The organism is Halomonas sp. DN3 (genome assembly GCF_024137905.1).
Lineage (GTDB): Bacteria > Pseudomonadota > Gammaproteobacteria > Pseudomonadales > Halomonadaceae > Halomonas > Halomonas litopenaei.
Window position 1 is genome coordinate 2444048 of the sequence record NZ_CP099965.1, and the last position, 13741, is coordinate 2457788.

Here is a 13741-nt window from a genome sequence, read left to right on the forward strand (position 1 = left end):
CAAGTGCTGTCTCGCCCCGTAGATGAAGCCTAGAAGCCACCGATGTTCCCCTCGCGCTCCCTTTGGAGGTAGCGATGGAATGAAGATAGGGTTAGGTCCAGCGCGCACCGTCTTTGACCTCGCGCATGTCAGCCGGGATGATCGCTACTCGCTTTCAGGATGACGGCCGCCCATGTCCTCGACCACCGCGCGATCCCGCCCTACCGCTATCGGCAGCAAGCCACGGCTGCTGCTGATCGGGGCAGGCCACGCCCACCTGCATCTACTGCACCAGAGCTCCTTGCTGTCGCGCTTCGATGTCACCCTGGTCGACCCCGGCGCCTTCTGGTACTCGGGCCTGGCCAGCGGCGTGCTGGCCGGCGACCATTCACCTGCGACCGACAGGATCGATCCTGCGACGCTCTGTCATGGGCGAGGGGTTGCACTGGTCAGGGCGCGTCTTTGTGCGCTGAGCACCGACGTGCGCCAGGCGCTGCTGTCCAACGGGACTTCTCTGGCGTTTGATCGACTGGGGCTGAATCTGGGCTCTGCTCCTGTGTTGCGGTCGAGCGATGATGAAGCCAGCGGCGATAGCGCAGCCTCGCTACCAGGCGACAAGCAGACACACTGGCAGATCAAGCCCATCCCACATCTGGTGCGGCTGCGGCGCAGCCTCGAGCGTCGGTTTCAGCGCCGACAGTCGGTGAGTGTCGAGATTCTCGGTGCCGGCGCCAGCGGGGTCGAGATCGCCTGCGCCATCGAAGCGCTCGGCCGCCGCCACCAGGTCGCCGCTGGTGCTCTGACCATTCGCCTGCGACATCGCGGCTCGGGCCCCTTGCCAGAAGCGCCCGTGCGAGCCCGACGCTACCTGTTGGCAGCCCTGGAGCGTCGCGGAATCCTTGTCGTCGACAGCCACCATGACCGACAGCTGCCGGCGTCTGACATCGTCGACGCCACTGGGCTGGGTCCTCCGCGAGGACTCGAGAGGTTCGGCCTGCCGACGATCGATGGTCGCGGCATCGCCATCGACCCGTCGCTGAAGGTCCAGGGGACCGACGGCGTCTTTGCCAGCGGAGACTGTGCTGCACTGATCGACCATCCCTTGCCACGGCTGGGCGTCCACGGGGTTCGTCAGGGCCCCGTACTGGCCCGGAACCTGGTCGCATCGCTGGACCCGCAGGCGCCACTGGCCTCTTACCGCCCGCCTGCGCGGGCCTTGTCCATCGTCAATCTCGGCCACGGCGAAGCCCTGGCGCTCTACGGAAACGCCTGGTGGGGCGGACGACTGGCCAGCCGTCTGAAACGTCATCTGGACCTGAATTTCATGCAGCGCACCAGGAGCCTGCGCTGACAAGACTCTACTGGCTCAGCGCTTTCGGCTAGGCTAGAGGTTTCTCGGCAAGCGCCTGCGCCAGGCCCCCAATACCCTGACTAGGACGTCGGCATTTCCATGATCAAGCGTTACCTCCCGATTCTTGCCTGGTTGCCACACTATACGCCGCGTCTGCTGTGGGGCGATCTGCTGGCGGGTATCATCGTCACCGTCATGGTGATCCCCCAGTCGCTGGCCTACGCCATTCTGGCGGGTCTGCCTGCCGTGGTAGGACTCTATGCCAGTCTGCTACCGGCGGTGGTCTACGCCATGCTGGGCACCAGCCGGTCGCTGGCGGTGGGCCCGGTGGCGATCATCGCTCTGATGACTGGCGCCGCTCTGACCAAGGTGGCCACTCCCGGTAGCGCCGCGTACGTCGAGGCGGCGCTGGTGCTGGCACTGCTGTCGGGACTGATGCTGACCGCCATGGGCATGCTGCGCCTGGGCTTTTTCGCCAACTTTCTCAGCCACCCGGTCATCGGTGGCTTTCTCTCGGCCTCGGGGCTGCTGATCGCCATCAGTCAGCTATCTCACCTGCTGGGCATCGAGGCCGGCGGCTATACCGCCCTGGCACTGATCTACAGCCAGCTATCCCACCTCGACCAGACCAACCTGATGACCCTGGCGATGGGCGCCTCGACCCTGCTTTTCCTGTGGGCGACCCGCCGCTATGGGCAACACGCTCTGACGGCACTGGGCCTGCCCAGGGGGCCTGCCAGCATGCTGGTACGCGCAGGTCCCGTGGCAGCGGTGGTCGTCACCACGCTGATCAGCTGGCGATGGGATCTTGCCTCCAGGGGGGTTGCGACCGTGGGGCAGATCCCCGCCGGCCTGCCAGCCTTCGGTCTGCCGACATTCGAGCTGGGCCTGTGGCACGCGCTGCTGGTGCCGGCGCTGTTGATCAGTGTGGTGGGCTTTGTCGAGTCCATCTCGATGGCCCAGATGCTGGCCGCAAAGCGCCGCGAGCGCGTCTCCCCCAATCAGGAGTTGATCGGACTCGGCGGCGCCAACCTGGCCGCTGCTGTCACCGCCGGCATGCCGGTCACCGGCGGACTGTCACGCACCGTGATCAATCAGCAGTCTGGTGCACGCACCCCCATGGCCGGTCTGTTTGCCGCCATCGGTATTGGTGTGGTGACACTGGCGCTCACTCCCCTGCTGGAACATCTTCCGATCGCCACCCTCGCCGCCACCATCACCGTGGCCATACTGACGCTGGTGGATATCCCGCTGATTCGCCAGACCTGGCGCTACTCCCGCAGCGACTTCTCGGCCCTGGCGGTGACCATGCTGCTGACGCTGGTGGAAGGCGTCGAAGCCGGCATCATCGCCGGGGTCGGTCTCTCGATCGCGCTTTTCCTGTACCGTACCAGTCGCCCCCACAGCGCCATCGTCGGTCGCATCCCTGGCAGTGAGCACTTTCGCTCGATCACCCGGCACCAGGTCGAGACCGTCAGCCATCTCGCCCTGTTCCGGGTCGACGAAAGCCTCTATTTCGCCAACGCCCGCTATCTCGAAGACACCCTCTATACCCTGGTGGCACAGCGCCCCGAGCTGAGCGACGTGGTACTTATCTGCTCTGCGGTGAATCTGATCGACGCCTCGGCGCTGGAAAGCCTGGACGCGATCAACGCCCGTCTGAAGGACTCTCGCGTCACCCTACACCTGGCCGAGGTCAAGGGGCCGGTGATGGACCGGCTGAAGCATTCCGACTTTCTCGATGAATTGACCGGCCGCGTCTTCCTGAGTACCTATGCCGCCTGGACGGAGCTTCGACGCACCCGGGACTGATCCACCAGACTCGCCTCGCCGGACGATGCCCGGTAGCTGCCCGGTAGCTGCCCGACAACTACCAGGCGAGTCCGGAGCCGTGTCGCTCTTGCGGGTCGAAGGGTCGGCCTCTAGCCATCGTTGCCGCAGATAGGAAAGCCACACTTGCTGCCATCGACACAACTGGGTGCCGACCGATGCCTTAGGAGAATATCGACATTGTCGGCATTGCGGTAAGATGGCCCGGTGATACATGGACGGGCCACGAGATGGAAGACTCACCCAAGCAGAACCTCGCCATCAGCGCTTACCGCTGGCTCAAGCAGGACATCATTCGTGGTGTCTTCGCCCCGGGCGAAAAGCTGTTGATGGCAAGGCTGAAAGAACGCTACGACCTGGGCGTGGGGCCGCTGCGCGAAGCCCTGTCCCAGCTGGTTGCCGACCGCCTGGTGGTTGCCATCAGTCAACGCGGTTATCGGGTGGCCCCCATGTCGCTGGCGGAGCTCGAGGATCTGTACGATGCCCGCGCCCAGCTCGAGGGGCTGATGCTGGAGTTGGCCATCCAACGCGGTGACGATCGCTGGGAAGCCGATATCATCGCTACCGCGCACACCCTGGCCAAGGTCGAAAGCGTCAGCTCCTCCGAGGAGCTGCTCGATATCTGGGACAGTCGCCACAAGGCCTACCACAGTGCCATCGTGGCCGGTTGCAACTCGCCTCACCTGATGCAGGTGCGCGACACCCTGTTCGACCAGGTCGAGCGCTACCGCCACCTGTGGCTTCGCGAGACGGTGTTTTCCAGCGAGGCCCTGGCGGTCAAGCGTGACGAACATGCGGCACTGACCGAGGCGGTATTGAGTCGGGACGCCGGCAAGGCCCGGCGCATGATGCGTGACCATCTGATGACGCCGGTACCGATCATCACCGAAGTGATGGCTCGGCGCGGCCTGGATTGAGTCACCATGACTGCGCTTACGCTGGAGCAAGGCAGTGGGCCTGCGCTCACCTGCTCTCAAAGAAGGGCCACACTCCCGCCTCGGCGCGCAGTGAGCTACTCCCCAAGGGAGAGCGACAGCGCCAGACGGATAGCTGCACACTTGGAAGAGCACCGTGCCTGGTCCTGAACCTCGATGGACGCGGGCACCGTCTGGACAGGGCCTGGGATTGTCACCGGACTGTCACCCGTAACACCTAGACTTTTCATAAATCTGATAGCCGTACGCGTTGCCACCGGAGGAATACCATGCCCCATCTACTCAGATTCTCGCGGGACCTGGAGGCACGCCTGGATTTCCTGGCCGAAAAGACCGGCCTGTCGAAGGCTGCACTGATCGAACGTCTGGTCAGCGAAGGCGCCGAGGTCCTCGAAGCCGAGCTGGCCCACGAGGGCGCCGGCAGCCAGCGTGCAGAGCGCTCCATCGATCAACTGCTGCGCGAAAGCGGGCTCGGCGCCTGACGACTCGTCGCCTCCTCCCTCCATCATCGAAAGGTGAACAACGCGCGGGGAGGCTCAATAGCGAGAGCGCGTCGAACGTCTGGCTAGCGCTGCGCCTGGTGCAGACCTTCTCGCAGCGCTTCTGACTCCCCCCCGGCCGGCTGCTCGGACATCGCTCTTGCCAGCGCCGCTCTGGGGTCGCGAGGATAGTAGCGTTCCGGCTGACGTGCCACGTGGGGAAAGAACCGCGTGTCCTTGTAAGGCATCTTCATGAAGCCGGAGATACCCAGTCCCTCGATCAGCTTCACCGCATCGACGATGTCCTCGAGACAGTCATGGAATTCCTGCTCCCTTGAAGGGTCGAGCAGCCGATAGTGGTGGTGAATCTTGAGATGCGACGGCAGCACCTCGAAGATGATCATGCCGGTGTGGTGGATATCATTGAGCGCCTGCAACGAGGTGATGATCGCCTCCGGCAGGACCAGCAATTCCTCAGGGTCGGGACCGTCCTCGAAATAGCTGTGCAGACGGGAGCGATCCTCCAGTTCCGGCACCGCGCTGACCTCATAGGACAGTTTCAGCGACGGATCGACCACGAAGGGGTGATCCGGACTGGTACGCTCCAGGTGCAGGGTATCGCGGGCATTGAACAGGCAGCTCTTGAAGATGCCCCGCCGATGGATCGCCCGCGCCAGGGTCACCATGTTGTTGACCGCCGCCACGAAGGCTCGCTTGAGCCCTGCATCGTGCAGATTCAATGACGAGTCGATATAGACGCCATCGGCCTCCCAGCGCACCGCCAGCCCCCCGACCACCGGGTACTTGCCCAGCCGGCTGACGGCGGCCAGAAAGGCCTTTTCGGTCTCCCCCATGCCCTGCATGAAGTTGCGATAGTAGCGATCCAGCTGAACATCGTTGACGTCATTGAGCGTCTCCTCCACGCCCTCTTCCCTCAGAAATGCCTTGCGCGAGCTGTACACCACGGTATCGATCTCGCGACTCAGTGCGCGGCTCCACACCGGCACCTGTGCCACTTCCTGGGGCCGCGGCAGATCGAGCATCACCAACCGTCCCAGGCGCGGCATTTCGGTAATGAAGTGGTCGCCGGCCCTCAACCGCACCTCGGGGTCGGGATCGAGCATCCCGTCCAGGGTCCTGGCAAACTCCATCGGCAAACCCAGCGAGGTGGCGGGGATGGCGCGATGTCCAAAACGGCAGGACTGCGCCGAGGCCAGCGCATAGAGGGTCCCGGCGACACCCTGCTCGTCGAAGCGCGGTGATGACAGCGCGCCCCCAAGCTGGTCCTCGCCGATGAAATAGACGTCCCCGAGCCTGGCGTTGGTCTGCTGCAGATTGTCGGACATCAGCTCCATCACGTTGGCGGTGACGAACTGCAGCCGTGCGTCGAGCTGTGCAAATACCGACGACCCCCAGTCGATCAGCGCCACCGTTTCGTCGCGGGCGTCAAACACCAGATTCGACGGTTTGATGTCGCCATGGACCACCGGCTTTCTCGGGGCGCCGGCGGGGGTGGTTTCACGCCTCAGCTCACGCAGGATATCGGCCAGTTGGGTGGCGATACGCACCACCAGCCGTGGTGACAGCCGACCCTGACGCAGCGATACCTCTTCCAGATTGAGCCCCGGAGCCCGCTCCATCACCAGAATCGCCTGGTGGCGCACCCGTTGATAGGCGACCAGCGCCGGCACACGGGGATGCACCACCTGCTCGAGCATGAAGGCCTCTTCCTCGAGGCGATCCTGCAGGTGCTGCGGCAACGTGACCCGGCTGAACTTGAAGACGTGATGGCGCTGGTCGGGACTGACCCCGGCAAACACGAAACCGTAGGCGCCCTTGCCGACCAGCTCGATGCGCCGATAGCCCAGCTGCTCGAGCTGGGTACGACACAGCGCGACCCACTCCTTGAGCTTGCGCGCGTCGTCCTGGCTGAGCAGGTAGATCGACTGATCTTCCGGGATGTAGAACTGCTGCAACGGGGCCTGGGGCATGGCGGTATCCTCCACCGATACACGATGCCACGGCGGCGCCTCGGGCGCACGCCGTCACAACCGTTCAGGACAGGTGAAGCAGCATGCTTTCAGGGTCCTCGAGATAGCCTTTCCAGGCATTGCAGAAACGCGCGATGGTGCCGCCATCCAGCAAGCGATGATCACCGGCCCAGGTCACCGTCATGATGCCCCGACGCACGACCTGCCCTGCCTCGTCGAAGCGTGGCAGCCACTGGGTCTTGCCGATGGCCACGATCGCCGACTCGGGGATATTGATGATGGGGGCGGCATAGGTCCCGCCGAGGGCACCGATGTTGGAAATACTGATCGTGCCTCCCTTGAGGTCGCTGGCAGCCACCCGCCCCTCGCGCGCGGCCTCGGTCAGACGCTGCACCTCGGCGGCGATCTCAAGCAGGCTCAGGCGCTCACAGCCCTTGATATTGGGCACCATCAGGCCGGCCTTGCCGTCCACCGCCATGCCCACGTTGCAGTGGGGCGGATAGTGGATTTCGGTGGCCTCGTCATTGAGACGCGCATTGACCAGGGGATGTTCATCGATCGCCAACGCCAGCGCCTTGATGAAAAACGGCATCAGGGTGAGCTTGACGTCCCTGGCTGCGGCCTGGGGCTTGAGCCGGCCGCGCAAGGCCAGCAGGTCGGTGACGTCGATCTCTTCACCGTACTGGAAGTGCGGCACGCTGCTGGCCGCCGCCACCATCTGGCGCGCCATGGCCGCCCGGACCCCGCGCAGCGGTTCCACTCGCACCTCTCCCTCGTCGCGGGCTGTTGCATCGGTGCCGGCGGGAGAGCCCGTCCCTGCTGACTCGGCCCCGGAATCGGACCCGGAATCGGCCGCGGAGACGGCACCGCTGTGTCGCGCGCCATCGAGAAAGCTCAGCACGTCTTCCTTCAACACGCGGCCCTGGCGACCGCTGCCGGGAATGTCCTCGAGTCGCAGCTGGTGTTCTCGGATCAGTCGGCGTACCGCCGGGCTCGCCGGGATGCGCCCGTAGGGGCCCTTGCCCCCCTCGGACGCAGTCTTGTGCACGGGAGAGTCACTCTTTGGGGTCGGGGTCGGGGTCGGGGTCGGGGTCGGGGGCGACGCCTCCTCGACCGCCGGCGCTTCACCAGCGGCGGCACCCGCCACCTGATAGGCAAACAACGGCGCATGGACCTTGGCCATCTCGCCCTTGGCCACATACAGCTCGGCGACGACCCCATCTTCCGGCGCAGTGATCTCGACCATGGCCTTGTCGGTCATGACATCGACCAGTCGCTGGTCTTCGCTGATCTCGTCCCCCTGGGCCACGTGCCATTCGACGATCTCGCACTCGACGATGCCCTCACCGATATCGGGCAGAATAAAGTCCACCCGTCGCCCCGCACCGCCCTTTTTGCTGGAGCTCGACGGCGGTTCTACTGGCTCTGCCGGCTTATGGACAGGCGCCTCTTTCGGGCTGGCGGCTTGCGCCGGGGCATTGCCTTCGCTTTCAGTCTGACCCTCATCACGCTGGGCCTCTTCGCCCTGACCATCGCCGCCCTGATGCTCGCCACGATAGGCAAACAAGGGCGCATGGACTCGCGCCATTTCACCCTTCGCCACGTGCAGCCTGGTAACGACGCCGGCTTCCGGGGCGGTGATTTCCACCAGCGCCTTGTCCGTCATCACCTCGACCACAGGCTGGTCTTCGGCGATGGTATCACCCTCGGCAATCTTCCATTCCATCACCTCACACTCGACGATGCCCTCGCCGATGTCAGGCAGCTTGAACTCTGTCATGTCTTGGCTCCCGGCGCCGTCTCAGTAGTGGAGTGAGGTCTTGATGGCCTCGTAGATTTTCAGATGGTCGGGCAGATACTCCTTCTCCAGCGTCAGCGGAAAAGGTGTATCGATGCCGGTCACCCGTTGGATCGGCGACTCCAGGTAAAGAAAGCAGCGCTCCTGAATGGCAGCGGCGATTTCTCCGGCGAAGCCCCCTGTGCGGGGCGCCTCGTGGGTGATGACCAGGCGGCCTGTCTTCAGTACCGACTCGGCGACGGTATCCTCGTCCCAGGGCAGGATGCTGCGCAGATCGATCACTTCGCAGGACACCCCGTCCTTTTCTGCCATCTCCACCGCCCGATCGATCACCTCCATCTGAGCCCCCCAGCCCAGCAGCGTGATATCGGCTCCTTCCTTGGTCACCTCGGCTTCTCCCAGCGGCAGCTGGTAATCCTCTTCCGGGACCTCGCCGGTGGAGGCGCGATAGAGGCGCTTCGGCTCGAAGAACAGCACGGGATCTGGGTCACGAATGGCGGCCAGCAACAGGCCCTTGGCCTCGTAGGGATTGCGCGGCACCACGATCTTGAGACCCGGGGTGTGGGCGAAATAGGCCTCGGGCGACTGGGAGTGATAGAGGCCACCGGAGATACCACCGCCGTAGGGCGCGCGGATGGTCAACCCGCCGACGTTGAACAGATCGCCGGAGCGGTAGCGAAACTTGGCGGTCTCGTTGACGATCTGGTCGAAGGCCGGAAAGATGTAGTCGGCGAACTGGATCTCCGCCACCGGCACCGATCCCTGGGCCGCCAGCCCATTGGCGAAGCCGATGATGCCCTGCTCCACCAATGGCGTGTTGAAGCAGCGCGCCTTGCCGTACTTTTCCTGAAGGTGACTGGTCGCACGGAAGACGCCACCGAAGCCCCCGACGTCCTCACCGAAGCACAGCACCTTGTCGTCTTCGGCCATGGCGATGTCCAGCGCCTGGTTGATAGCCTGCAGCATATTGATGGTCGGCATCTCAGTCCCCTCCCTGGTCGGCATCGCGATGGCTCAACGCCGGGTCCAGCGACCTGGCCCCACGCGGATAGGCCTCCGGGTAGCGACGAACATGCTGCTTGAGAGCATCGAGCTGATGCTGCAGCGCAGGCGTCACGTCGGCATAGACGTCGGTGACCATGGTATCGATCGCCGGAGGTGGGCGCTTTTCGGCCCGTTTCATGGTTTCCAGCACCTCGCGGCGCAGTTCGTCCTGCAACGCCTTTTCCTCGTCTTCGCTCCACCAGCCCTGGGCCTCGAGCCACAGCTGCATGCGCCGGATCGGGTCCTTGGCCCGCCAGGCGTCCTCTTCCTTGCGCGAACGATAGCCCGATGGGTCATCGGAAGAGCTGTGGGCCGCCAGACGGTAGGTCATGGCCTCGATCAGTACGGGCTTGTTCTCCTCCACCGCCAGACGTCGTGCCTTTTCGGTGGCCCGGTAGACCGCCAGCACGTCGTTGCCGTCGACGCGGATCACGTGCATGCGATATCCCAGCGCCCTGGGCGCCACGCCATCCGCGGCGAACTGCTCCACCGACGGCGTGGAAATGGCGTAGCCATTATTGCGACAGAAGAAGATCACCGGCGCTTCGTGTACCGCCGCCATATTGAGCGCCGCGTGGAAATCGCCCTCGGAGGCAGCGCCCTCACCAAAATAGACGATGGTGCAGAGGCCCTCTCCTGCCAGCTTCTGGCCATAGGCATAGCCCGTGGCCTGGGGAATCTGAGTCGCCAGCGGTGATGAAATGGTCATGTAGTGCAGCTTGCGCGACCCATAGTGGATCGGCATCTGCCGGCCCTTGCCGTAGTCCAGTTCATTGCCGAACAACTGGTTCATGAACTCGTCGAAGCTGAAGCCGCGATAGGCCAAGGCGCCCTGCTCTCGGTACTGAGCCATGATCATGTCGGCGTCGTCCAGGGCGGCGGCGCTGCCGATGACCGCCGCTTCCTCGCCGGTGCACTGCATGTAGAAGCTCAGGCGTCCCTGACGCTGCGCCGCCATCATGCGCTCGTCCAGCACCCGGGTGGCCACCATGGCGTGGTAGATTCTCAGCGCCTTGTCGCGCTCGAGATCCGGCCCTTCGGCGCCGTCATGGAGGGTGCCATCCTGGGATAGCACCGCATAGGTGGGAATGCTGTATTCGTCGCCGGACAGAAAGTCCGGGCGGTGGGTCTGTGCGGTCGTCGTCATCGTGCTGTTCCTTTGCCCCTTTTGAGGGCAGTGTTGTCTTTATTCCCGCCCCTTGCCAGGGGATTGCCCGTGGCGGGACCAACGCACTGACTTGACGTTAACGTAAACTGAGACGTCTGCCTAGCCGCGACTTTGGTCGAAAATTCGTCTCGAATTGCCTCGATGGACCGCTTTGCGGCGGGCAACATGGGACGCCCGAACCGGGCCACCGTGACGGGGAGACTGGCTGGTGGGAGAGACGCAGGCCACCACGAAGCCCCCCCTCTCTGCACGGGGGCTTCGCGGATACGGGGATCAGGAAAGGGAAAGCGGACCAGGTCTCGGTGTTCAGACCCGGTCGACGCCATCAGGCCCGGCGAGCAGGAGCCAGGCGCGCGAACACGCTGTCCACCGTCAGCGCCAGCAGTGCAATCAGCACCGCGCCCTGGACGATGTAGGCGGTGTTGCCATTGACAATACCGGAGATGATCGGGTCCCCCAGGTTGCTTGAACCAACGGTAGCACCCAGGGCGGCGGTGGCGATGTTGATCGTCACCGAGGTGCGAATGCCGGCCAGGATCACCGGTGCCGCCAGCGGCAATTCCACCTGGCGCAGGATCTGGCCACTGGTCATGCCCATGCCACGGGCGGCCTCCCGCACCGAGGGATCGATACCCTCGATCCCGGCGAGAGTGTTACGCACGATGGGCAGCAGACCATAGAGCAACAGCGCCACCACGATGGGCAGGGTACCGAAACCCAGCACCGGCACCGCCAGTGCCAGTACCGCCACCGGAGGAAACGTCTGTCCCAGCGATGCCACCTGGGCGACCAGCGGCAGGAAATCGCGTCCTCCCGGACGAGTGACGGCGATGGCGCCGCCCACCCCGATCAAGGTGGCCAGCACGGCGGCAACGCTGACCACCAGCAGATGGCGTCCCAGCAACACCAGAAAGTCCACCCGCGAGAAGATCACGTCACGGCTATCGGGCTCGACCCAGCGAAACAGCGCTTCCAGCTGCCCCATCAACAGACAACCCGCCAGCAGCAACAGCCCCCAGATGACAGGGACCCGCCAGCGGCTGGCCCAGTGCTCAGTCATGGCCCCGAGCTCCCACCAGCCGACGAAAGCTCAGTTCGCCGATCGGAATATCATCGTCATCGACCACCGCCAGGCGCTCGACCCGGCGCCATAGCATCACCGACAGCGCCTCCCTGAGCGAGGCGCCCTGGTCGATCCGCTCGCGCGCCACGCCACCGGTGCCCAGGGGCATCATCCGCTCGCTGACCGGCAGCAGCGCTGCTTCCTTGAGGCCGCGATCCTCGCCCCCCAGCAACGAGGCGACGAAATCGTTGGCGGGGTCTCTCAGCACGCTCAATGGATGCCCCTGCTGCATGATCTGCCCTTCGTGCATCACCACCAGCCGGTCAGCCAGGGTCAGGGCCTCGTCCATGTCGTGGGTCACGAATACGATGGTCTTGCCCAGCCGCGCCTGAAGATCACGCAGCTCCAGTTGCAGGCTCTCGCGGGTGATCGGGTCCAGGGCGCCAAACGGCTCGTCCATCAGGAGGATATCCGGGTCCGCCGCCAGGGCGCGGGCGACCCCGACCCGCTGCGCCTGCCCCCCGGACAACTGGTCGGGGTACTTGCTGGCAAATTCGTCCATCGACAGCCCCAGCAAGGCCATCAGCTCCTCGACCCGTGCGTCGATCCTGGCCTTTGGCCACTTGAGCAGTCGCGGCACCAGGCCGATGTTGCGCGCCACGGTCCAGTGGGGGAACAGACCGGTGCTCTGGATGGCGTAGCCGATCCGACGCCTCAGCGTCTCTTCCCTGAAGCTGCGAATGGGCTGCTGGTCGATATGGATCTCGCCATCGCTGTGTTCGATCAGCCGGTTGATCATCCTCAGGGTAGTGGACTTGCCGCAGCCGGAGGTCCCCACCAGGCAGCAGAACTCCCCGCTCTCCACCTTCAGCGAAATGCTGTCCACCGCAGTGGTCGACCCGAAACGCTTGCTGATATTGATCAATTCGATCATGCGGCCTCTCCTCTCCCCAGTCGCCTCGACAGGTTGCCGAGTACCGCATCGGCGAGTATTGCCATCACCAGAATGGGCAAGGCCCCCAACAGCACCAGATCCATGGCCGCCTGACCCAGCCCTTGAAAGATGAAACGCCCGAGCCCACCGGCGCCGATCAGGGCCGCCACCGCGGTCAGGCCAATGGCCTGCACCGTGGTGATGCGCACCCCTTCCAGCAGTACCGGCACCGCCAGTGGCAGGCGCACCTGAAAGAAGATTTGCAACCGACTCATGCCCATGCCGCGCGCCGCCTCGATCACACCGGGGGAAACGCCCTCCAGGGCAACAAAGGTGTTTCTGACCATCGGCAACAGGCTGTAGGCCACCAGGGCCAGTAGCGCCGGCGCCCAACCGATGCCGCTGATGCCGAGCGAATCGACCCAGGGGTAGCGATTGGCAAGCCAGGCCAGCGGTCCGAGCAACAAGCCGAACAAGGCCAGACTGGGGATCGTCTGCAGGAAATTGAGTACCGCGAAGGCGCCCCGTTGCGCTTCGGGATAGCGCCGCATCAGCAGCGCGATGCCGGCGCCGAGGACCAGACTGACGCCGACGGTGGTAGTGACCAGCAGCAGGTGCTCGCCGATGGCCAGCCAGAAGTCATCGGCACGGCCCTGGTACTCCTGCCACAACGCCAGACGATTCAGCCCCAGCGGCAGGCAGACGGCGAGCAGCGCCAGCGGAGTCAGCATCAAGAGCCAGGACACCCCGGTCGACAGCCGCTGTCGAGTCCGCAGGTCCAAAAGCGCCAACATCAGCACAAACAGCGCACACCAGATGCCTGAACCGATCCCGAGCCGCGCCTGGGGCAGCTCAGGATCGATAAGCTGGTGCACCGCCAACACCAGCCACAGCGGCAGGCCTGCCAGCGCCAGCAGCACCAGCCCAAGCGAGCGCCAGCCGGGGTCAGCGCTACGCGCCGACAATGCCGCAAGGCCCATGGGCAGGCTGGCCAGCAGCGCCATGGCGGGCCCGGCCACCTCCCAGGCGTAGAGAGCCTCGCCGGGCACGATACGATTCGGTGCGACGCTGACCACAGGCAAGGCCCACCAGGCACCGAGCCCCACCAACATCAGAGTCAGCAATACCGTATTGCCGCGCTCACCGTTCACTGCACTCAAGAGACCGAT

General features: G+C 64.5%; 11 protein-coding genes. 4 read left to right on the forward strand and 7 right to left on the reverse strand.

The window, feature by feature from the left end; all coding sequences use genetic code 11:
- Positions 1-172 precede the first annotated feature (172 nt).
- From NKF27_RS10535 to NKF27_RS10550, 4 genes are all read left to right on the forward strand, one after another.
- A complete protein-coding gene (locus tag NKF27_RS10535) occupies positions 173-1330 on the forward strand; it encodes an NAD(P)/FAD-dependent oxidoreductase (RefSeq protein ID WP_253556387.1) in 1158 nt (385 codons plus the stop codon).
- A 99-nt stretch (positions 1331-1429) separates the two neighbouring features.
- Positions 1430-3142 carry a SulP family inorganic anion transporter gene (locus NKF27_RS10540; protein ID WP_253556388.1) on the forward strand — a complete coding sequence of 571 codons (1713 nt, stop codon included), beginning with the start codon at positions 1430-1432 and terminating at the stop codon, positions 3140-3142.
- Positions 3143-3390: 248 nt separating this feature from the next.
- Positions 3391-4077, forward strand: coding sequence for a DNA-binding transcriptional regulator CsiR (csiR, locus tag NKF27_RS10545; protein WP_108449393.1), 687 nt, complete (start codon positions 3391-3393; stop codon positions 4075-4077).
- Positions 4078-4364: 287 nt separating this feature from the next.
- Complete coding sequence (locus tag NKF27_RS10550) at positions 4365-4577, forward strand: ribbon-helix-helix protein, CopG family (protein ID WP_045993734.1); 213 nt, start codon at positions 4365-4367, stop codon at positions 4575-4577.
- Between the two features lie 83 nt (positions 4578-4660).
- On the opposite strand, the gene NKF27_RS10555 is transcribed toward NKF27_RS10550, so the two are convergent.
- The 7 genes from NKF27_RS10555 to NKF27_RS10585 all read right to left on the reverse strand — a co-directional run bounded on the left by NKF27_RS10555 (position 4661) and on the right by NKF27_RS10585 (position 13723).
- Positions 4661-6565 (reverse strand): protein kinase, encoded by a 1905-nt coding sequence (locus NKF27_RS10555; RefSeq protein ID WP_045993735.1) that lies wholly within the window; start codon positions 6563-6565, stop codon positions 4661-4663.
- A gap of 64 nt (positions 6566-6629) precedes the next feature.
- A complete protein-coding gene (locus NKF27_RS10560; protein ID WP_253551497.1) occupies positions 6630-8345 on the reverse strand; it encodes a dihydrolipoyllysine-residue acetyltransferase in 1716 nt (571 codons plus the stop codon).
- A 21-nt stretch (positions 8346-8366) separates the two neighbouring features.
- Positions 8367-9344: an alpha-ketoacid dehydrogenase subunit beta gene (locus NKF27_RS10565; protein ID WP_045993737.1), complete on the reverse strand. Its 978-nt coding sequence runs from the start codon at positions 9342-9344 to the stop codon at positions 8367-8369.
- 1 nt (position 9345) lies between these two features.
- On the reverse strand, positions 9346-10554 hold the full coding sequence (locus NKF27_RS10570) for a thiamine pyrophosphate-dependent dehydrogenase E1 component subunit alpha (protein ID WP_045993738.1): 1209 nt from the start codon (positions 10552-10554) through the stop codon (positions 9346-9348).
- A 346-nt stretch (positions 10555-10900) separates the two neighbouring features.
- On the reverse strand, positions 10901-11635 hold the full coding sequence (locus tag NKF27_RS10575; protein WP_045993739.1) for an ABC transporter permease: 735 nt from the start codon (positions 11633-11635) through the stop codon (positions 10901-10903).
- A complete protein-coding gene (locus tag NKF27_RS10580) occupies positions 11628-12572 on the reverse strand; it encodes an ABC transporter ATP-binding protein (RefSeq protein ID WP_253551499.1) in 945 nt (314 codons plus the stop codon). The genes NKF27_RS10575 and NKF27_RS10580 overlap by 8 nt, the downstream gene beginning before the upstream one ends.
- A complete protein-coding gene (locus NKF27_RS10585) occupies positions 12569-13723 on the reverse strand; it encodes an ABC transporter permease (protein WP_367399265.1) in 1155 nt (384 codons plus the stop codon). Before NKF27_RS10585 ends, NKF27_RS10580 begins: the two co-directional genes overlap by 4 nt.
- Positions 13724-13741: the final 18 nt, after the last annotated feature.